At 68.5% G+C, this 18,684-nt stretch carries 22 protein-coding genes and 1 riboswitch; of the genes, 12 read left to right on the top strand and 10 right to left on the bottom strand.

Annotated features, from left to right (window positions below; translation table 11 throughout):
* The 7 genes from LTV02_RS01195 to LTV02_RS01165 all read left to right on the top strand — a co-directional run bounded on the left by LTV02_RS01195 (position 1) and on the right by LTV02_RS01165 (position 5,341).
* A complete protein-coding gene (locus LTV02_RS01195; protein ID WP_233037171.1) occupies positions 1-669 on the top strand; it encodes a maleylpyruvate isomerase family mycothiol-dependent enzyme in 669 nt (222 codons plus the stop codon).
* 319 nt (positions 670-988) lie between these two features.
* Positions 989-1,654 (top strand): HAD family hydrolase, encoded by a 666-nt coding sequence (locus LTV02_RS01190; RefSeq protein ID WP_233037169.1) that lies wholly within the window; start codon positions 989-991, stop codon positions 1,652-1,654.
* A gap of 333 nt (positions 1,655-1,987) precedes the next feature.
* Complete coding sequence (locus LTV02_RS01185; RefSeq protein WP_067711245.1) at positions 1,988-2,452, top strand: OsmC family protein; 465 nt, start codon at positions 1,988-1,990, stop codon at positions 2,450-2,452.
* Complete coding sequence (locus LTV02_RS01180; protein ID WP_067711244.1) at positions 2,449-2,730, top strand: acylphosphatase; 282 nt, start codon at positions 2,449-2,451, stop codon at positions 2,728-2,730. Before LTV02_RS01185 ends, LTV02_RS01180 begins: the two co-directional genes overlap by 4 nt.
* Before the next feature lie 27 nt (positions 2,731-2,757).
* Complete coding sequence (locus LTV02_RS01175; RefSeq protein WP_233037167.1) at positions 2,758-3,669, top strand: hypothetical protein; 912 nt, start codon at positions 2,758-2,760, stop codon at positions 3,667-3,669.
* Entirely contained in the window at positions 3,669-4,835 is a 1,167-nt protein-coding gene (locus LTV02_RS01170; protein WP_233037165.1) for a glutathionylspermidine synthase family protein, read from the top strand. Before LTV02_RS01175 ends, LTV02_RS01170 begins: the two co-directional genes overlap by 1 nt.
* A 53-nt stretch (positions 4,836-4,888) precedes the next feature.
* Entirely contained in the window at positions 4,889-5,341 is a 453-nt protein-coding gene (locus LTV02_RS01165) for a DUF350 domain-containing protein (protein WP_067711240.1), read from the top strand.
* Between the two features lie 58 nt (positions 5,342-5,399).
* On the opposite strand, the gene LTV02_RS01160 is transcribed toward LTV02_RS01165, so the two are convergent.
* The 6 genes from LTV02_RS01160 to LTV02_RS01135 all read right to left on the bottom strand — a co-directional run bounded on the left by LTV02_RS01160 (position 5,400) and on the right by LTV02_RS01135 (position 9,428).
* Positions 5,400-5,981 (bottom strand): dihydrofolate reductase family protein, encoded by a 582-nt coding sequence (locus LTV02_RS01160; protein WP_067711238.1) that lies wholly within the window; start codon positions 5,979-5,981, stop codon positions 5,400-5,402.
* Between the two features lie 98 nt (positions 5,982-6,079).
* Entirely contained in the window at positions 6,080-6,937 is an 858-nt protein-coding gene (gene mutM, locus LTV02_RS01155; RefSeq protein WP_233037163.1) for a bifunctional DNA-formamidopyrimidine glycosylase/DNA-(apurinic or apyrimidinic site) lyase, read from the bottom strand.
* Between the two features lie 6 nt (positions 6,938-6,943).
* Positions 6,944-7,711, bottom strand: coding sequence for a ribonuclease III (gene rnc / locus LTV02_RS01150; protein ID WP_233037161.1), 768 nt, complete (start codon positions 7,709-7,711; stop codon positions 6,944-6,946).
* Positions 7,712-7,731: 20 nt separating this feature from the next.
* Positions 7,732-7,914, bottom strand: a complete 183-nt coding sequence (gene rpmF, locus LTV02_RS01145; RefSeq protein ID WP_067711232.1) for a 50S ribosomal protein L32 — start codon at positions 7,912-7,914, stop codon at positions 7,732-7,734.
* A gap of 2 nt (positions 7,915-7,916) precedes the next feature.
* A complete protein-coding gene (locus LTV02_RS01140; RefSeq protein ID WP_233037159.1) occupies positions 7,917-8,555 on the bottom strand; it encodes a YceD family protein in 639 nt (212 codons plus the stop codon).
* A 126-nt stretch (positions 8,556-8,681) separates the two neighbouring features.
* Positions 8,682-9,428: a DivIVA domain-containing protein gene (locus tag LTV02_RS01135; protein ID WP_067711228.1), complete on the bottom strand. Its 747-nt coding sequence runs from the start codon at positions 9,426-9,428 to the stop codon at positions 8,682-8,684.
* Between the two features lie 326 nt (positions 9,429-9,754).
* Here LTV02_RS01135 and LTV02_RS01130 point away from each other — a divergent pair, with 326 nt between their 5' ends.
* Entirely contained in the window at positions 9,755-10,270 is a 516-nt protein-coding gene (locus LTV02_RS01130; protein ID WP_084534880.1) for a GtrA family protein, read from the top strand.
* Between the two features lie 127 nt (positions 10,271-10,397).
* A complete protein-coding gene (locus LTV02_RS01125) occupies positions 10,398-11,417 on the top strand; it encodes a PDDEXK family nuclease (RefSeq protein WP_233037157.1) in 1,020 nt (339 codons plus the stop codon).
* A gap of 52 nt (positions 11,418-11,469) precedes the next feature.
* On the opposite strand, the gene coaD is transcribed toward LTV02_RS01125, so the two are convergent.
* Positions 11,470-11,955, bottom strand: a complete 486-nt coding sequence (gene coaD, locus LTV02_RS01120; RefSeq protein ID WP_067711224.1) for a pantetheine-phosphate adenylyltransferase — start codon at positions 11,953-11,955, stop codon at positions 11,470-11,472.
* A gap of 138 nt (positions 11,956-12,093) precedes the next feature.
* On the opposite strand from coaD, the gene LTV02_RS01115 reads away from it, so the two are divergent.
* Positions 12,094-12,459, top strand: a complete 366-nt coding sequence (locus LTV02_RS01115; RefSeq protein WP_233037155.1) for a type II toxin-antitoxin system RelE/ParE family toxin — start codon at positions 12,094-12,096, stop codon at positions 12,457-12,459.
* On the top strand, positions 12,459-12,776 hold the full coding sequence (locus LTV02_RS01110) for a helix-turn-helix domain-containing protein (RefSeq protein ID WP_233037153.1): 318 nt from the start codon (positions 12,459-12,461) through the stop codon (positions 12,774-12,776). The genes LTV02_RS01115 and LTV02_RS01110 overlap by 1 nt, the downstream gene beginning before the upstream one ends.
* Positions 12,777-12,797: 21 nt before the next feature.
* Here the strand turns inward: LTV02_RS01110 and rsmD are convergent, their stop codons facing one another.
* From rsmD to LTV02_RS01095, 3 genes are all read right to left on the bottom strand, one after another.
* On the bottom strand, positions 12,798-13,364 hold the full coding sequence (gene rsmD / locus LTV02_RS01105; RefSeq protein WP_233037151.1) for a 16S rRNA (guanine(966)-N(2))-methyltransferase RsmD: 567 nt from the start codon (positions 13,362-13,364) through the stop codon (positions 12,798-12,800).
* 64 nt (positions 13,365-13,428) lie between these two features.
* Entirely contained in the window at positions 13,429-16,833 is a 3,405-nt protein-coding gene (locus LTV02_RS01100) for a pyruvate carboxylase (protein ID WP_233037149.1), read from the bottom strand.
* A gap of 215 nt (positions 16,834-17,048) precedes the next feature.
* Positions 17,049-18,062, bottom strand: a complete 1,014-nt coding sequence (locus tag LTV02_RS01095) for an AraC family transcriptional regulator (protein ID WP_233037147.1) — start codon at positions 18,060-18,062, stop codon at positions 17,049-17,051.
* 34 nt (positions 18,063-18,096) lie between these two features.
* Here LTV02_RS01095 and LTV02_RS01090 point away from each other — a divergent pair, with 34 nt between their 5' ends.
* Complete coding sequence (locus LTV02_RS01090; protein WP_067711218.1) at positions 18,097-18,348, top strand: nickel-binding protein; 252 nt, start codon at positions 18,097-18,099, stop codon at positions 18,346-18,348.
* Between the two features lie 113 nt (positions 18,349-18,461).
* Positions 18,462-18,671, top strand: a riboswitch (cobalamin riboswitch).
* Positions 18,672-18,684: the final 13 nt, after the last annotated feature.

Raw genomic sequence — 18,684 nt, 5'->3', positions numbered from 1 at the left:
ATGGACCGCGAAACCAGCTGGCAGGTAATCGAACAGCAGCGGCTCGCCATCGCCGACCTGCTCGACACCCTCACGCCCGAGGAGTGGGAGACGCCGTCGCTGTGCGGGGGCTGGACGGTGCGCACGGTGGCGGCCCACGTCGCCGGAACGCCCATCGCGCCGCCACTGATCGCGCTGGTGCCGTTCATGCTCCGGGCGCGCGGCAACTACAACCGCCTGGTCGACATCCTGACCCGGCATTTCGCCGAACAACCCGGGTTCGACCCGGCGGCGCTGCTGCGCGAGCACGCGGCATCGCGAAAACTGCCGAAGCTCACCAACTATCGCAATATCGTGATGGACACCATCGTGCACGGGCAGGACATCGCCATCCCCCTCGGCCGCACCCTGCCCGTCACCCCCGAGGCCGCAGCCGCCGGCACCGACCGTGCCGTCGAAGTGGGACTCCCACTCTGGAAACGCCACCGGCTCGACGGCCTGCACCTGGTCGCCACCGACACCGAGTGGAGCCACGGCAGCGGCGCGGAAATCCGCGGCCCGATGCTGTCGCTTCTCCTCCTGACCACCTGCCGCCCAGCCGGATTCGCGCAAGTGCGCGGACCCGGCGTCGAGATCATGGCCGCCCGCCTGCAACCCGCCCCGGCCGGTTCCGGAACCCCTCCGCCCTGAATCGCGCACGTGCCCAGTGCCTTCGCGGCCCGACGCACGCCCACACCGGTCCCGGATTCTCGGCGACCAGACCGCGCGCGGCCTCCCGGAGTCGTTTCGGGGTGCAGTTCGCCCCGCGGGCGCAGCGCCAGTTGCGCGACATAGGCATCCGGCTCGGGGCGGGCGCCGATGACGCCCGGAGGGGTGGCGTCATCGGCACCCTAGTGGCTGAGTGATCGGCACCCTCGCAGCTGCGTCAACGGCGGCCGACGACCGGGGGTCTCGGCCCCTCAGCGGGTCGCCGGGTTCCGCGTCCGGGCCATCGGCGACGATGGGACCTATGCCCGTAGCAGCCATCGTCTTCGATATGGACGGCGTACTCATCGACACCGAACCGATCTGGGAGGAGGTGCGGCGCGGCTATATCGACGAGCTCGGCGGCCGCTGGCTGTCCGACACCCAGGACCGCCTGATGGGCATGAGCACCGCCGAATGGGCCGAGTACCTCAGCGCCGATCTGCTCGACGGCAAGCGCACCCCCGACCAGGTGGCCGACGACGTCATCACCCGCATGGCCGCGCGCTACGCCGACCATCTCCCCCTCATGCCCGATGCCGCCGACACCGTCCGCCGGCTCGGCGCGACCTACCCCCTCGCCCTCGCCAGCTCCTCCCCGCGCCGCCTCATCGACGTCGTCCTCGACCACATGGGCGTGCGAAACCTGTTCCGCACCACCGTCTCCACCGAAGAGGTCGAACGCGGCAAGCCCGCTCCGGACGGTTACCTCGCCGCCGCGGCCGGCCTCGGCATCGACCCCTCCGCCTGCGTAGCGATCGAAGACTCCAGCAACGGCCTGCGCTCCGCCGCCGCGGCCGGCATGACCGTCATCGCCGTCCCGCATCCGCGCTACCCACCCGCTGCCGACGCCCTCGCGCTCGCCGCGGAGGTCGCCGACGGCGGACTGAAATCCCTCACCCCCGAACTCGTCGCCGGCCTGATCCCCTGAACCCTGTCGCGCGGCCCTTGCCGCCCGCGGCGCGGGCCGCCCCGCGATCCCGGCCACCGCACCCTGTCATCCCGAGTGCGTCTTCGTCATCCGGGCGTGCTTTCGGCCTGGATCTCACCGCGACAGTGAGATTCCGGCGGGCGCGAGCCGGATCGACGAGGCGGTGGGGCCGCTGTGACCTGGCCTACCGCGCTGGAATTCGACCGGCCGCAGGAACGTTGGCACACCTGCGGCGCGACCGAACGCTCCGCCGGGGCCGGCTCGATCGGGTTGTCCGCTATGTACGGATGACCCTCGTGCCGGTCGCATCGAGCAAATGGGAGGATCGTGGCTATGTCCGAGCAGACCGCCGCACCGCAGACCGCCGCACCCGCCGTATCCGCCGAACCGGTGGAATTGTGGGCCGAGCGCACCGGGACTCGCGCCTACACCGGCCGCAACAATCGCGGTGGCGAGGTGCTCATCGCCTCGCAGGGCGTGCCGGGCGCGTTCACCCCGGGTGAGCTGCTGAAGATCGCGCTCGCGGGGTGCACCGGGCTCAGCGCCGACTTCACGCTGTCGCGCAAGCTGGGCGACAGCTTCGATGCCACCGTGCGGGTTTCCGGCGACGCCGATCGCGAGAACGAGGTGTACCCGGAGCTGAACGAAGTCCTGGAGCTGGATCTCAGCGAGCTGGACGAGGCGACCCGGGAGCGGCTGATGGTCGCGGCGCAGCGGTCCATCGACCGGGTGTGCACCGTGGGGCGGACGCTGAAGGCCGGCACCACCGTCAATCTGACCTTCAAGATCGACGAATGACGGGCGGCCCGGTGCGGCTCAGCGCCTGGGTGCACGGAACCGTCCAAGGGGTTGGTTTCCGCTGGTGGACGCGGTCGCGAGCCCTCGAACTCGGGCTCACCGGGTACGCGCGCAACCATCGCGACGGACGGGTGCACGTGATCGCCGAAGGCGCGCGGGCGGACTGCGAATCCTTGCTCACCCTGCTACGTTCCGGGAATACTCCGGGGCGGGTGGACCTGGTTGTGGAAGACTGGGGCACCCCACAGGGCGGAATGAGCGGATTCGAGGAGCGTTAGTGCGCGGAGAGTTCAAGGAGTCGATCGTTGGCCGTTGAACGCTTCGGCGGTAAACCGGACGATCCGAACCGCCCCTCCGAAAACGGTCCCGCCGAGGACGATTCGCGGATCAGCGCCGCGGACACCGGGCCCACCGAAACCGAGCACAAGCCGCCCGAAGAGGCGACGCCGAGCGCTCCGGCACCGGCCGCGCCCGACACGCCGCCGGCCGGCGCACCCACCACTCCGGGCGTCGCCACCCCCGGCGCCCCGGGCTTCGCTACCCCGACCGCGCCGATCCCGGGCATGCCCGGAGTACCGACCGCGCCGCTGCCCGGCCTGCCGACTCCTGTGCCCCCGCCCGCATCCCGGCGCGGCAGCATGTCGCGTCAGGAAGCCGGGATCACCCAGCCGCGCCCGCCCACGGTGGCCGAGGCGCGCGCCCGGGACAAGGCCCGCAAGCGCGCCGAGGAGCAGGAACGCGCGGAAGCCGAAGCGGCCCAGGCCAAGAAGAAGAAACGCAAGAAGCTGCTGATCGGCGGCATCGCGGTGGTCGGCGTGGCCGGGCTGGTCGGCGGCGGCTACCTCGCCTACAGCGCGCTCACCGCGCCCGAGGTCACCGCCTACTGCACCATCATCGCCCAGAAGGGGCAGGTGGTCAGCCTCGGCAACGGCCAGACCATCACCGCCGACCACGACGATCAGGAGATCATCGTGCCGGACGACAACTGCCAGAAGGCCACGGCCTCGGGCACTTCCGGCACGTATCACGGCGGCGGCATCTACATCTTCAACGGCGGCCAGTACCGGTACTACTACGGCGGCGGCAGCAACACCGTCGGCAAGGCGCCCAGCGGCGGCACGACGGTGAAACCGAAGGGCGCGAGCATCACCACCAAGAGCGGCACCACCATCCAGCGCGGCGGGCTCGGCTCCAAGTCGAGCGGCAGCGGGTCGTAATGCGACGCGTCCGCAGCACTCCCCGGCCGGGCTGGCAGCAGATCATCGAAAGCCAAGGGCTGGTGTACGGTTCGCCCGGCCGCGACGCCTCCGGGCAGCCGCGCCCGTACTGGGACGAATCGGTGCACTACGAGTTCGACATGGCCGAGATCCTGGCCCTGGAAGCCCAGGTCGAGGTACTGCACTCGATGTGCCTGCACGCCGTCGAACAGATCGTGGTCACCGAGCGCTTCGCCGATTTCGGTCTGCCGCAATGGAGTTGGGAACCCATCGCCAATTCCTGGAAGCGCTCCGACCCGCACGTGTACGGCCGTTTCGACCTGCGCTACGACGGCCGCGGACCGGCGAAACTGCTGGAGTACAACGCCGATACGCCCACCTCCCTGCTGGAGGCGGCGATCGTGCAGTGGCACTGGCTGACCGACACGCACCCGGACGACGATCAGTGGAATTCGTTGCACGAGAAGCTGGTCGAACGCTGGGGCGAGATACGCGACCTGCTGCCGACCGCCGAACTGCACTTCACCTGGTCCGGCGCGGACGCCAGCGGCGAGGACAATGTCACCACCGCGTACATGCAGGAGACCGCCGCCGAAGCCGGGTTCGACACCGTCGCGCTGCCCATCGAGGAGATCGGATTCGACACGGAGCTGGAACGTTTCGTGGATCTGGCCGAAGCGCCCATCGACTCCATCTTCAAGCTCTACCCGTGGGAATGGGTCCTCGACGACGACTTCGGCAAGCGCGTGGTCGGCTCGCTGCCGCAGTCCATGTGGCTGGAACCGCTGTGGAAGACCCTGCTCTCCAACAAGGCCCTGCTCGCGGTCATGTGGGAGATGTATCCGGGACACCCCAACCTGCTGCCCACCTACCTCGACGATCCGCACGAGCTGACCGAGTACATTCGCAAGCCGAAGCTGGGCCGCGAGGGCGCGAACATGACCATTGTGGGCGCGGGCCTGGAAACCGCCACCGGCGGCGTGTACGGCGCCGAGGGCTACGTCTACCAATTGCTGGACCCGCTACCGGAATTCGACGGCATGCGGCCGGTGCTCGGCGCCTGGATCGTCGGCGACACCTCCGCCGGGCTCGGCATCCGCGAAACCGCCGGGCTCATCACCGATGACGGGGCGGCCTTCGTCCCGCACCGCATCCCGCAGTCCTGACCCCGCGACCCCCACCTACTACCAGTTCGACCCACCACCCTGGAGGACCAAGAATGACCACCACTCTCGCGCTCGAAGCGGGGTACTGGAGTTCGCTCGGCCGTGGCGTAGGCGCGATCCTCCTCTACGCGCTGGTGGGCCTGGTGCTCATGCTCGTCGGCTTCTTCGCCGTCGACCTCACCACGCCCGGCAGCCTGCGCAGCCTGGTCGCGCAGGGACTGCCCAACGCGGTCGTGGTGAGCGCGGCGGGCATGCTGTCGATGGCGTTCATCGTGGTGCTGGCCATCTACTCCTCGGCGGGCAAGCTCGGCGAGGGCCTGATCGCCGCCGCCGTGTACGGCCTGGTCGGCATTGTGGCGCAGGTGGTCTCGGTGCGGGTGCTCGAACTCGTCTTCGGCATCGATATCGGCGCCGTGCTGCACAAGCCGCAGTTCACCACCGAGGCTCTGGTCGTCGCCGCCGCGCACTTCGCCCTGGGACTCGTCGTCGCGGTCGCCATTCTCTGAAACGAGCGCTCGGCCCGCTCCCGAAAGGGAGCGGGCCGCTGTTTCTTTCCAGCCGGATTCAGCGGATCCGGCTGTACTTGATGAACGCCACGCCGTCCTCGAACACGCGGCTGGTCAGCACGCGGAAGCGGGCGGCGTCGGGCAGGCGGGCGCATTCGCCGAACAGCGGCCGCCCCTTGCCCAGCACGATCGGGTAGAGCTTCAGGAAGACCTGGTCGATCTCCGGCAGCAGCTCCTGCGCCAGCTCCCCGCCGCCGCACAGCCAGATGCCGAGCCCCTTCTCCCGCTTGAGCTCTCGCACCCGCGCCAGCGGATCGCTCGAAATGAGCTCCACATCCGACGCGGGGGCCTCGGGCAGCGTGGTGGAGACCACGAACTGCCGCAGATGCGAATAGGGGCTCGAGGTTCCCGTCCGCACCCCGAAATCGTGCGTCTTGCGGCCCATGATCACGGTGTCGAAATTGTGGCTGGGCTTGTCCACCCCGAGCGCTTCGCGCACCTTGGTCGGCAGCGTCTCGGGATACTGGGCGATGATCGCCGGACCGTGATCACCCCCGACGGGGAAGAAATCCACCGAACCTTCGTCGGTAGCAATGAACCCGTCGATCGTCGCCGCGACGTAGTAGGTCAGTTTGCGCATCAGTTCCTCCGGCCGGCATCACCCGATGCCGCTGTGAAAACGGTAGCGCGTCAAGCCCTTCAGTAGGGAGGCTCCGGTCGGACGTACCGGTGACCGGATCAGCCGCGCGGACGCGGCTGGCACCTCGGGCAGGAGAACGAGGAGCGGTTCATGAACTTCTCCCGCACCATGGGAGCCCCGCAGCGCCGGCACGGTTCGTGTTCGCGGCCGTAGGCGTTGAGCGAGCGCTCGAAGTAGCCGGACTGACCGTTGACATTGACGTACAGGGCGTCGAACGAGGTGCCGCCGGCCAGCAGCGCCTCCGCCATTACGTTCCGCGTCTCGGCTAGCAGGTTGCGCAGCGCGGTGCCGGTGAGCTTGGCGGCTACGCGCTCGCCGTGGATCCCGGCCCGCCACAGCGCCTCGTCGGCGTAGATATTTCCCACGCCGGAGACGACGGTCTGGTCCAGCAGCAGCCGCTTGATCTCGGATTGCTTGCCGCGCAAGGTCTTCACCACGCGATCGGCATCGAACCGGGGATCGATCGGGTCGCGCGCGATATGCGCCGCGGCCTCCGGCACCCAGGTCCCGTCGATCTCCACCAGATCCGACAGCATCCAGCCGCCGAAGGTGCGCTGATCCACGAAACGCAGTTCGCTGCCGTCGTCGAGCCGGGCGATGATGTGCGCGTGCTTCTCCAGCGGAGCGCCGGCCGGCTGCACCAGCATCTGCCCGCTCATGCCCAGGTGCACGACGAGTGAAGTGTCGGGCTCATCGAAGGTGAGCCACAGGAATTTGCCCCGCCGGTTCGCGGATTCGACACGCAGGCCGGTCAGGCGGGCGGCGAGGTCGTCGCCGCCGAGAATGTGCCGCCGCACCGAACGTTCGTGCCTGACGGCGACCGAATCGACGACGCGGCCCACCACATGTTCGGCGAGCCCGCGTCGCACGACTTCGACTTCGGGGAGTTCCGGCATCCGGCCCTAGCTCTTGGCCGAATCCGCACCCTCGGACGCGTTCTCGGCGTTCAACGCCTGATACGCAGCGCCCGCGGCTTTCTGTTCCGCTTCCTTCTTGGAGCGGCCCACCCCCTGGCCGTAACCCTTCCCGCCGATCACCGCGGTGGCGGTGAACTCCTTGTCGTGGTCGGGTCCGGTGGAGGTGATCTCGTAGGCCGACACGCCGATGCCACGCTCGGCGGTCAGCTCCTGGAGACTGGTCTTCCAATCGAGCCCGGCGCCCATGCGGGGACCGCGCTCGAGCAGTGCGGCGAACAGCCGCAGCACCACGCTGCGGGCGACTTCGATGCCGTGCTGCAGATGCACGGCGCCCAGCAGCGATTCCATGCCGTCGGCGAGAATGCTCGGCTTGTCCCGGCCGCCGGTGAGCTCTTCGCCCTTGCCGAGCAGCAGGTGACGGCCGAGACCGCCCTCGCCCAGCCCGCGCGCGACTTCGGCGAGCGCGTGCATGTTCACCACGCTCGCGCGCAGCTTCGCCAGCTCACCCTCGGATTTGTCCGGATGCTCCAGGTAGAGACGTTCGGTGATGCTCAGGCCGAGCACCGAATCGCCCAGGAACTCCAGGCGCTCGTTGGTGGGCAGGCCACCGTTCTCATAGGCGTACGACCGGTGTGTCAGCGCCAGGCGCAACAGATCCGGTCGTACGTCTACGCCGAGCGCCTCGAGCAGGCTGGCGTGGTCTGCTGCGTCACCCACGGCGGGGATGTCGGCAGCGTCCTTGCTGGCGGTCACGTCGGTGAGAATCGGGCGGATCAGACCGCCGCGGTGACCTGACGGCCCTTGTAGGTGCCGCAGGACGGGCACGCGATGTGCGGGAGGGTCTGCTGGCCGCAGGCCCGGTTCGGGCAGGTGATCAGGGTCGGCGCGGCGGCCTTCCACTGGCTACGCCGTGCGTGGGTGTTGGCACGAGACATCCGGCGCTTCGGAACGGCCACGACTAGTTCTCCTCTGAATCTGTTTCGGCTGACTGTTTCGGCAGAGTGCCATTGGCACCACTGCCAGGGGATTCGACCGCGAAATTCGCGAGCCCGGCCCAGCGAGGGTCAAGTATCTCATGGGAGTGGCCGGATTCCGCAATCGCCATCCGTATGCCGCATTCCGGGCACAGTCCCGCGCAATCCTCTTCGCACAGCGGCTGCAAGGGCAGTTCCATGCCGACGGAGTCGATGATCACCGGTTCCAGATCGATGGTGTCCTCGATCAGGCGTGGGATCTCGTCTTCCTCGGTGGTCTGCTCGGTAGCACTGTCCGGGTAGGCGAAAAGCTCGGTGAGCTGCAGCTCGATCTCGTCGGTGAAAGGCTCCAGGCAGCGCGTGCACTCGCCCTCGATGGGCGCGGTCACGGTGCCGGTGACGAGTACACCCTCGGATACCGACTGCAATGTCAGATCCAGCTCGACCTGCGCACCAACGGGAATCGCGACCAGATCCAGGCCGATCTTCTCCTTGGTGGTGACGGTGCGGCGCAGATCCTTCATCGAACCCGGGGCACGTCCCAGACTGCGCACATCCAGCACGAAATCCGCGTCGGTCGGTACATGACGACGACGCGAACCGGAACCGGAATCAGCGGGCATCTAGGTAATCACCTCGGGGTAAGGGTGGAATGGGCAACCGATCCAGGATACCGAAACGGTCCGGTCTCCCCCAAACCGCCCGCAGCCCGGCGTGAGCCGGGCTGCGGGGCAATGGGTTCGGTGGCGCTAGCGGCGGAACTCGGCGGCGTAATCCGGCACGCTCGTACCGGATCGCACCTGGTGCCGGCCGCGGCCGATGATGCGCAGGGTGCTCTGCAGGGTCTCCTCGAAGTCGGCCAGCTTGCCGTCCACGTAGTCGTCGCATTCGGCGCGCAGGCGATCGGAGTCGGCCTGGGCGGTGTCGATGAGCCGGGCAGATTCGACGTGCGCGGCGCGGACCACCTCGGTCTGCGAGACCAGGCGTTCCTGTTCCGCCTTACCGTCGGCGACCGACCGGTCGTAACTGGCCTGTCCGGAGGCGACCATGCGATCGGCCTCGATGCGGGCGCGGCCGGTGACGTCCTCGTATTCCTTGTTGCCGTCGGCGACCACGCGTTCGGCCTCGGCCTCGGCAGAGCTGACCAGGTGTTCGGCGTGCGCGCGGGCCTCGGCGACCATGCGATCGGCATGGGCCTTGGCGTCGGCCAGGATGCGGTCGGCCTCGTCGCGGGCGCCCGTCACGGTGTCGTGCGCCTGCGCATTGGCGCTGCCGATGGTCGAATCGGCGGCGGTGCGGGCGTCGGTGACGATCTTGTCGCGATGGTCGAGCACGTCCTGGGCATCGTCCAGCTCGCCGGGTAGCGCCTCGCGGACGTCGTCGAGCAGTTCGAGCACCTCACCGCGCGGCACGATGCAATTACGGGTGGGCGGAATGCCCCGCGCCTCTTCGATGATGGCCACGAGTTCGTCGAGTGCTTCGAATACCCGGTACATGCTGCTTCCCCACTCTCCTGCCGGTACTACGACTCTTCCGCCAGTGCTGTGCGGCGAGCCGCTCGCCTGGCTGCCAGTCTGCCCCGCTTCGGCCGATGACGCCCGGTCCCATTCGGCGTGTCGGAGAGCTGTTTCACAGACCACAAAAACAACTGGAGGAAACCCCTCCAGTTAGTGTTAAATTCTTATGAGCAAGAAAGTGCTGGACCGAGGCAGCGAAGCCTCCCGCGGTTGACAGTTCGATTTGTTCAGTCAATACTGAACAAACAGAAGGAAGTGGAACGCTCTGCCGGGCTACCGCCCGACGTGTTCGATGGGAAATGACGATGGCTGTCCTGGACATCCCGCAGCGGGCCGTAATGCCGGTCCCCACCCTGGCGCACACCTACGTGTACGGCATCGAGGCCGCCCGCACCGCCGGGTCGCGCTGGTCCGGACAGCTCGGCGCCTGGCTGCGCGGCGAGGCCGCGTTCGCTCAGCTCATTCGTTTCGCCCTGGTCGGCGGCCTGTCGAACATCGGCTACCTGCTGCTCTTCTTCGCTTTCTACGGCGGCGGGCCGCAGCTGGCCAACCTGGCCGGGTCCATCGTCTCCACCGCGGTCGCCAATGAACTGCACCGGCGGCTCACCTTCCACGCGGCCGGGCGGGTGCGGTGGTTCACCGCGCAGCTCGAGGGCGGCGGGCTGGCGCTGGCCGGACTGGCCATCACCGCGGGGGCGCTGGCCGTGCTGGAGAGCACCGCGCCGGGCCTGACCGATATGGCGCAGGCCGCGGCGGTGCTCGCGGTGACGGCGGCGGTCGGCACCTTGCGCTTCCTGACCCTGCGGCTGTGGGTCTTCTGATTCCTTCCTGATACAACCCCCCGGAACTCCTCTCCCGATTCATCGGAACCGTTCGCGGCAGCGCCGCGTCCAAGCACGTAACGGATCCGATCCAGGAGAGGAGTTTCCTTATGCTGCGAGGACGCGGATGCCTTGGGGGACGGCGGGATACGTCCGGTCCCAGACCACCACGCCCGGCCCGCGGGTGCGCGACGGCGGCCCGGACCGGCAGGCGGCCCGGCCGCCCGGACAAGGCGGCCGAATGACCGGTTGTTCGTCGAAGATCCTGGCCCGCAAGCTCACCGACGGCTGTCACACCCCCGCGGTGCACAGCCGGCGCGAGCACCATCGGCTGCTGATCGACGCGGTGCTACCGGAAATGCCGGGCCAGTCCATCGTCAGCCATCAATCGGCGGCCGTGGTCTACGGCACCGCCCTCTGGCGCGCCCCGCTGGAACGAGTCTGCCTGACCCGCAATCGCCGTGGCGGCGGCCGGGTGCGTCCCTTCACCAAAGTCCATGGCTCCCCGGTCGATTCGGCCGCCGAGGTGGACGGGCTGCTGGTCACCACCCCCGCCCGCACCGTCGTGGATCTGGCGCTGTCGCTGCCGTTCGAGGCCGCCGTGGTGGCCGGTGACGCCCTGGCGGGCATGTTCGGCCTGACCCCGGAATCCCTTGCCGAGGAGGTCGACCGCGCCCGCTGCCGGCACGGTATCGCCCAGGCCCGGCGGGTCACCGAACTGCTCGACGGCCGCAGCCAGAGCCTGGGAGAATCCCTGAGCCGCCTCATGATTCACCGTCTCGGCCTACCGGCACCGCGCACGCAGGGCAATGTGCACACCCCCGACGGCCGCTTCGTGGCCCAGGTCGACTTCTACTACGAAAACGCCGGCGTGCTCTGCGAATTCGACGGCGCCGCCAAGTACGGCCGGCTGCTGCGCCCCGGCATGGACCCCGCCGAACTCGCCCACCGCGAGCAGGTCCGCGAAACCTACCTGCGCGCACTGGGTTTCGACGTGGTCCGCTGGACCTGGAAGGACCTGCTCGCCAATACCGCCGGCGCCCGCCTGTCCGCCGCCCTGGCCCGCGGCCACCGCCGCCGCCCCGAGGGCCGCATCATCCCCGCGGCCGCGCCGCCACCCCGCCGAATTCCCGTCCGCCCCTTGTGAAAACGACGGTGGGCGCGCCCCTCCGGCACGCCCACCGTCATCTCACCTCACGTCATTTACGCCGTTCCGCGATCCGCTCCACCAGTCGCTTGTGCACGGCCGGCGGCAGCAGATCGGCGATATCCCCGCCGTACGCCGCCACCTCCTTCACCAACGAACTCGACACGAACCCGAACAGCGGATTCGTGGCGATGAAGAACGTGTCCACCCCCGTCAGCTTCCGATTCATCTGCGCCATCTGCAGCTCGTACCCGAAGTCGGTAGCGTCCCGCAGCCCCTTCACGATCGCCGTGATCCCCTCCTGCTTGGCGAAGTCCACCAGCAACCCCCGCCAGGACTCCACCCGCACATTGGGAAGATGAGCCGTAACCTCCCGGATCATCTCCATCCGCTCGTCAATCGTGAACATCCCCTGCTTGTTCGGATTGACCACCACCGTCACCACAACCTCATCGAACTGCGCGGCCGCCCGCGCAATCACATCGAGATGTCCATTGGTCACCGGGTCGAACGACCCCGGGCACAGTGCTCCAGCCATGGCCGAACGCTACCGCACCCACCTCAACACGGAATCAGCTCACCCAACCGTGCGATTCGAGCACGGAAACGCGGCAAACGCGACCTGTTACCGCGATAAACAACCCGCAAGGTATAGTGATTCCTATACTTCGCCACCGTGGCCGACCAGGAGTGGGACATCTACGTTGTCAACGAGGTGCGTGAATGGATCGAGCAACTCGACGAGGCGAACCTCCAGCGTGTGGTGCAAGCCATCGACGCTCTCGCAGAGGGCGGACCGGGCCTCGGTCGTCCACTGGTCGACACCATCGCCGGATCGAACATTCCGAACCTCAAGGAACTCCGCCCCGGAACCGTCCGCATACTTTTCGTGTTCGATCCTTGGCGATCCACGGTATTGCTGGTAGCAGGAAACAAGGCAGGCCAGTGGACTGCGTGGTATCGAACCGCGATACCGCTGGCCGAACAGCGATATGAGATCTATCTGCGCGAGCGGGGCAAGGAAGAAGAGGAGGGCCTGTGATGGGTGGGCACGTGCGCTGGGAAAACATCCGCGCTGAACTCGTCGAGCGCGCCGGTGGCGAGGAGGCCGTAGCGGCGGGAAAGCAGGAGCTTCTCGCCGAGGTGCGCGGCCACCGTCTCGCGGAGGTCCGGCGCAGCCGTGGACTGACTCAACAGCAGGTCGCCGAGCGAATGGGCGTGACCAAGGGGCGGGTGTCCCAGATCGAACAAGGCTCGGCCGCTGGACAAGACGTCATCGCACGGTACGCCGTTGCACTGGGCGGCCGACTGCACCAATCGATCTACTTCGACGACGGCGACATCGTGGCCATCGCGTAGTTGAATGCGGGTTCGCGATCGTCAGCTCTGAACCTCGAACTCGGCCAGGTCGATTCGGGTCTCGCCGTAGTCGCGGGACTTGAGGGGGGTGAAGCCCTTGGGCCAGTCGGTGTCGGGTGAGCGGGTGGAGCGTTCGACGATGACGAGGGCTTCGTCGTGCAGCCAGCCGTTGTCGACGAGGGCTTGCAGGTCGGTGTGGACGGCCTCGGGTTCGAGGGCGTACGGGGGGTCGGAGAAGACGAGGTCGTAGGGTTCGCCGGCGGGTTTGGCGGACAGGGTGGAGGCGACCGGGCTCATGCGGAGTTCGGCGCCGGGGAGGGACAGGTCGGCGATGTTGCCTTTGATGACAGCGGCGGCCTTGCGGTCGGATTCGATCATCAGGGCGTGGGAGGCGCCGCGGGAGAGGGCTTCCAGGGCCAGGGCGCCGGAGCCGGCGTAGAGGTCGAGGACGCGGAGGTCGTCGAAATCCATGCGGGCGTGGATGAGGCTGAAGAGGGCCTCGCGGACGCGGTCGGAGGTGGGGCGGGTGCCGGCGGGCGGGACGCGCAGGCGGCGGCCGCCCGCCGTGCCCGCGACGATGCGGGTCATCGGATGACCGCCCGGGCGTGGCCCGGCTGCTGCCGGGCCACGCTGGGATGCCGTGCGGTGCGGGTCATTCGGCGGCGGCCTCGGTGAGGCTGACCTCTACCAGCAGGTCGCCGCCTTCGACCTGCTGCACCTTGCCGATGGCGACGCGGCGGACGGTGCCGGCGCGGGGTGCGGTGATGGCGGCTTCCATCTTCATGGCCTCGATGGTGCCGATGGTGTCGCCCGCCGACACCGCATCGCCCTCGGAGACGGCGAGGGTGACCACGCCGGCGAAGGGGGCCGCGATATGGCCGGCATTGGTCTTGTCGGCCTTCTCGGCGGCGGGGATCTCGCTGGCGATGGAGCGGTCGCGCACCGTGATCGGGCGCAGCTGGCCGTTGAGAATGCACATCACCGTGCGCATACCGCGTTCGTCCGGTTCGGAGATGGCCTCCAGCCCGATGAGCAGGGTGACGCCCTTCTCCAGCTGGACGCGGTGCTCTTCGTCGTGGCGCAGGCCGTAGAAGAACTGGTTGGCGGACAGGCCGGTGGTGTCGCCGTACTTCTCGCGGTGGGCCAGGAATTCCGCGGTCGGGCCGGGGAAGAGCAGGCGGTTGAGGGTGGCGCGGCGCTCGGCCGAGCTGCCGCCCAGGCCCTTCTCGTCCTCGGCGGTGAGCTGGGTTTCCGGCTTGGCGGGACCGCGACCGGCGAGGGCGCGGCTGCGGAAGGGCTCGGGCCAGCCGCCGGCGGGGGTGCCGAGTTCACCGCGCAGGAAACCGATCACCGAATCCGGGATGTCGTAGCGGCCGGGATCGGAGGCGAAGTCCTCGACGTCGACGCCGGTGCCGACCAGGGCCAGGGCCAGATCGCCGACGACCTTGGAGGACGGGGTGACCTTGACCAGGCGGCCCAGGAGCCGGTCCGCCGCAGCGTATTTCGACTCGACCTCTTCGAACTGGTCACCCAGGCCCAGTGCGATGGCCTGCTGGCGCAGGTTCGAGAGCTGACCGCCGGGGATCTCGTGGTGGTAGACGCGCCCGGTCGGGCCGGGCAGCCCGGATTCGAAGGGGCCGTATACCTTTCGCAGCGCCTCCCAGTACGGCTCCAGATCGCACACGTTCTGCAGGTTCAGTCCGGTGTCGTGCGGCGAATTGGCCGCCGCCGCAACGATTGCCGAGAGCGCGGGCTGAGAAGTGGTGCCAGCCATGGGCGCCGACGCCCCGTCCACCGCATCCGCACCGGCCTGCCAGGCGGCGAGGTAGGTGGCCAGCTGCCCGCCGGGAGTGTCGTGGGTGTGCACGTGCACCGGCAGATCGAATTCGCTGCGCAGCGCCGTGACCAGCGTGTGCGCGGCGGGCGCGCGCAGCAGGCCCGCCATGTCCTTGATGCCGATGACGTGCGCCCCGGCCTCGACGATCTGCTCGGCCAGCTTGAGGTAGTAGTCGAGGGTGTAGAGGTTCTCGTTCGGATTCGACAGATCGCCGGTGTAGCTCATGGCGACTTCCGCTACGGCCGTGCCGGTTTCGCGCACGGCGTCGATGGCGGGCCGCATCTGATCGACATTGTTCAGCGCGTCGAAGATCCGGAAGATGTCGATACCGGTCGCGGTGGCCTCGGAAACGAAAGCGCGCGTGACCTTTTCGGGGTACGGCGTGTAACCGACGGTGTTCCGTCCGCGCAGCAGCATCTGCAGGTTGATGTTCGGCACCGCTTCGCGCAGCGCGGCCAGCCGCTCCCACGGGTCCTCGAACAGGAACCGCAGCGCCACGTCATAGGTTGCGCCGCCCCAGCATTCGATGGACAGCAATTCCGGCGTCATCCGCGCCACATGCCCGGCCACGTCCAGCAGGCCGTTGGTGCGCACCCGGGTGGCGAGCAGCGACTGGTGCGCGTCGCGGAAGGTGGTGTCGGTGACGGCCACGCCCTTGCGGTCGCGCAGCCAGCGCGCGAACCCTTCCGGGCCGAGCTCCAGCAGCGTCTGCCGCGATCCGGCCGGCGGCGGCTGGGTCATATCGAGCGCAGGCAGCTTGTCGTGCGGGTACACCTTGGTGGGCCGGGTGCCGTGCGGCTTGTTGACCGTCACGTCGGCCAGATACTGCAGGATCTTGGTGCCGCGGTCGGCGGAGCTCTTCAGCGTGAGCAGCTGCGGCCGCTCGTCGATGAACGAGGTGGTGACCCGCCCGGCCCGGAAGTCCGGATCGTCCAGCACCGCCAGTAGGAACGGAATATTGGTCGTCACGCCACGAATACGGAATTCGGCGACGGCCCGGCGAGCGCGCGCGATGGCGGTGGCGAAGTCGCGCCCGCGGCAGGTGAGCTTGACCAGCATGGAGTCGAAGTAGGCCCCGACCTCCGCGCCGACGTTCGCGCCGCCGTCCAGGCGCACGCCCGCGCCGCCGGGCGAGCGGTAGCCGGTGATGCGGCCGGTGTCGGGCCGGAAGCCGTTGGCCGGATCCTCGGTGGTGATGCGGCACTGCAGCGCCGCGCCCCGGATGTGGATCGAATCCTGGCTCAGGCCCAGGTCTTCCAGGGTTTCACCGCCCGCGATGCGCATCTGCGACTGCACCAGGTCCACATCGGTGATCTCCTCGGTCACCGTGTGCTCGACCTGGATGCGCGGGTTCATCTCGATGAACACGTGATTGCCGCGCTCGTCGAGCAGGAACTCCACGGTGCCCGCGCACGAGTACCCGATCTGCTTGGCGAAGGCCACCGCGTCGGCGCAGATGCGGTCGCGCAGTGCGGGATCCAGGTTCGGCGCGGGCGCGAGCTCGATCACCTTCTGGTGCCGCCGCTGCAGCGAGCAGTCGCGCTCGTACAGGTGGATGACATTGCCCTGCTGGTCGGCGAGGATCTGCACCTCGATGTGGCGGGGGTTGACCACCGCCTGCTCCAGGAACACGGTGGCGTCGCCGAACGCCGATTCGGCTTCGCGCGCCGCGGCTTCGATGGCCTCGCGCAGCTGCGCCCGGTCCGCGACCCGGCGCATACCGCGCCCGCCGCCGCCCGCGACGGCCTTCACGAAGACCGGGAACTCCATCTGCTCCGAGGCCGCCATCAGCTCGTCCACATTCGCGGACGGTTCGCTGGAGTTCAGCACCGGCAGTCCGGCGGCCTTGGCGGCGGCGATGGCGCGCGCCTTGTTACCGGTCAGCTCCAGCACCTGGGCGGACGGCCCGATGAAGGTGATGCCTTCGCGCGCACAGGCCGCGGCCAGGTCCGGGTTCTCGGAAAGAAAACCGTAACCGGGGTAGACGGCATCGGCGCCGGCCGACTTGGCCGCGTTGATGATCTCCTCGATGGACAGATACGCCCGGACGGGGTGCCCGGGCGTTCCGATCTGATATGCCTCGTCGGCCTTGAGCCGATGCACGGAGTTGCGATCCTCGTACGGGAAGACCGCCACCGTTCCGATGCCGAGTTCGTAGGCTGCACGAAATGCGCGAATGGCGATTTCACTGCGGTTGGCGACCAGGACTTTGGAGAACATTCGCCTAAGGTACCTGCCCCCGCATCTCGTTCGGGCATCGAAGTCCCGTTCGCAGCAATCTTCACAGTCACACCGGGGTGGTTTGCGAATTTGTGTTAATCACCCGGACACATGCCTGCCGGTGAGCACTGTGCTCCTGACAGCCGCACATTCGCCACCCTGCTAAGCCGCGCGGATCAGCGGTCCGGCCCGGAACAGCTGCGCGACCGTGGGATTCACGAGACCCGGCGCGCATTCCGCCACGCCGAGGGTGACGTGCCGGTTTCACGTTTGAATGCCCGGCTGAACGCTTCTTCGGCGTCATAGCCCACCCGCCGCGCCACCGCGGCGACCGACAAGTCGGTATCCCCGAGTAGTTCGCCCGCCACCCGCATCCGCCATTCGGTGAGATACCGGATCGGCGGCCGCCCGAGCACCGTGCGAAACCGCAAGTCCAGCAGCGACCGCGAGACCGCCACCGCGTCCGCGAGCTCCGCCACCGTCCATTTCCGCTCCGGACACCGATGTAGCTGACCGAGTGCCGGACCCAGGATCGGATCGTGCAGCGCCGCGAACCAGCCGTGCGCGGGCAGCGGATGCGAGGTCAGATACAGCCGCAGCACCTCCACCAGCATCAGCTCGGGCAGCCGGCTCGCGGCCGCGCCGCCGTGCACCCCGGCCACCTGGTTCAGCGAGTATTCGATGCTGGCCCGCACCCATGCGGCCGCGGTCGCGTCCGGCCGCACCACGAAAACCGGTGGCAGCGCCCGCAATCCGGCGTCGAAGAGCGGATCGGCGCTGGAGAGGTACCCGCACACCACATCGGTGCGCGCCCCGTCGCGCCCGTGCCGCAGCACCGGCATGGTCTGCCAGGGCGGCGGGATCAGGAATACCGACAGCGGCACCACGTCCGCCTCGTCCGTCCCGCCCATGCGGTGCTGATCCCCGTACGGCAGCACGATCACGTCTCCCGCTCGCGCCCACAGCTTCTCGCCGTCGCCGACCTGGATCCAGCACGCGCCGGTCGCCACCACGTGAAAGAGGATCACCCGATCCGATCCGGCGCGCAGCGCCCGCGCGGTGCTGACGCAGTCCATCGATTCGTAGGCCCACGGCTCCCGGTACTCGGCCCGCAGGAAGATCGCCCCCGCCAGCCGCAGCCGCGCCAGCACCGCGTCCACCGAGCCGTTCGTGGCGTCCCGGTCAACCATTGCGGTGCCCGGATCATGGCTCGAATCTGCGCTGCTCACAACACTGATGGTGGCACAAACGGAAAGGACCGCCATGCCCCTCTTCATGGATATTCACCACCTCCCCGAGCCGGTCGATCCGGCCGCCGCGGCCGAGGCGCACGCGGCCGATCTGGCCGTGCAGGGCGCGCACGGGGTGGACTATCAGCGCTACTGGCTGGATCCGGCCGGCACCCGGATCTTCTGCCTGGTCGAGGCCCCCGACGCCGAGACGGCCGCCCTGGTGCATCGCGAATCGCACGGCCTGGTGGCCGATGAGATTCACGAGGTGATCGAAGGCAAGTGAGGCCCGCCGCGCCGCGCACGAGCCGGGTGCGTGGCGCGATCGGGTTGCGAATGGCTCTATGCTTGTGAGCGCAGTCGGTTCGCCCGGCGCGGCCGCGGAAGCCTCCGCCCGGCGCGCCCGGCGTCGAAACCGGTTCCCCGCCAAGCGGTTCGGATCGGTTAGAGGGAATCCGGTGTGAATCCGGAACTGTCCCGCAGCGGTATGCAGGAACGACCGCCGTCATACGCACTGGGTGAGCCCACCTGGGAAGCGACGGCCAGTAGGTCGGCCATTCGAGGCCGGTGCCCGCGAGTCCGAATACCTGCCGAATGTGCCGGATACGCCGTATCCGGCGGT

The sequence above is a fragment of the Nocardia yamanashiensis genome, assembly GCF_021183565.1.
Taxonomy (GTDB): Bacteria; Actinomycetota; Actinomycetes; order Mycobacteriales; family Mycobacteriaceae; genus Nocardia; species Nocardia yamanashiensis.
The sequence above is the reverse complement of the archived record's forward strand: the minus strand, read 5'-3'. Positions and strand labels throughout refer to the sequence as shown.

Bases quoted from the DNA above. Each gene is read 5' to 3' on its own strand.
- rsmD (WP_233037151.1), bottom strand. From the start codon at position 13,364: ATGACCCGCATCGTCGCGGGCACGGCGGGCGGCCGCCGCCTGCGCGTC.
- LTV02_RS01125 (WP_233037157.1), top strand. From the start codon at position 10,398: ATGCCTTGGGGGACGGCGGGATACGTCCGGTCCCAGACCACCACGCCC.
- LTV02_RS01110 (WP_233037153.1), top strand. From the start codon at position 12,459: ATGGGTGGGCACGTGCGCTGGGAAAACATCCGCGCTGAACTCGTCGAG.
- coaD (WP_067711224.1), bottom strand. From the start codon at position 11,955: ATGGCTGGAGCACTGTGCCCGGGGTCGTTCGACCCGGTGACCAATGGA.
- LTV02_RS01180 (WP_067711244.1), top strand. From the start codon at position 2,449: ATGACGGGCGGCCCGGTGCGGCTCAGCGCCTGGGTGCACGGAACCGTC.
- LTV02_RS01160 (WP_067711238.1), bottom strand. From the start codon at position 5,981: ATGCGCAAACTGACCTACTACGTCGCGGCGACGATCGACGGGTTCATT.
- mutM (WP_233037163.1), bottom strand. From the start codon at position 6,937: ATGCCGGAACTCCCCGAAGTCGAAGTCGTGCGACGCGGGCTCGCCGAA.
- LTV02_RS01195 (WP_233037171.1), top strand. From the start codon at position 1: ATGGACCGCGAAACCAGCTGGCAGGTAATCGAACAGCAGCGGCTCGCC.
- LTV02_RS01185 (WP_067711245.1), top strand. From the start codon at position 1,988: ATGTCCGAGCAGACCGCCGCACCGCAGACCGCCGCACCCGCCGTATCC.
- LTV02_RS01090 (WP_067711218.1), top strand. From the start codon at position 18,097: ATGCCCCTCTTCATGGATATTCACCACCTCCCCGAGCCGGTCGATCCG.
- LTV02_RS01170 (WP_233037165.1), top strand. From the start codon at position 3,669: ATGCGACGCGTCCGCAGCACTCCCCGGCCGGGCTGGCAGCAGATCATC.
- LTV02_RS01100 (WP_233037149.1), bottom strand. From the start codon at position 16,833: ATGTTCTCCAAAGTCCTGGTCGCCAACCGCAGTGAAATCGCCATTCGC.
- LTV02_RS01190 (WP_233037169.1), top strand. From the start codon at position 989: ATGCCCGTAGCAGCCATCGTCTTCGATATGGACGGCGTACTCATCGAC.
- LTV02_RS01140 (WP_233037159.1), bottom strand. From the start codon at position 8,555: ATGCCCGCTGATTCCGGTTCCGGTTCGCGTCGTCGTCATGTACCGACC.
- LTV02_RS01130 (WP_084534880.1), top strand. From the start codon at position 9,755: ATGGCTGTCCTGGACATCCCGCAGCGGGCCGTAATGCCGGTCCCCACC.
- LTV02_RS01135 (WP_067711228.1), bottom strand. From the start codon at position 9,428: ATGTACCGGGTATTCGAAGCACTCGACGAACTCGTGGCCATCATCGAA.
- LTV02_RS01165 (WP_067711240.1), top strand. From the start codon at position 4,889: ATGACCACCACTCTCGCGCTCGAAGCGGGGTACTGGAGTTCGCTCGGC.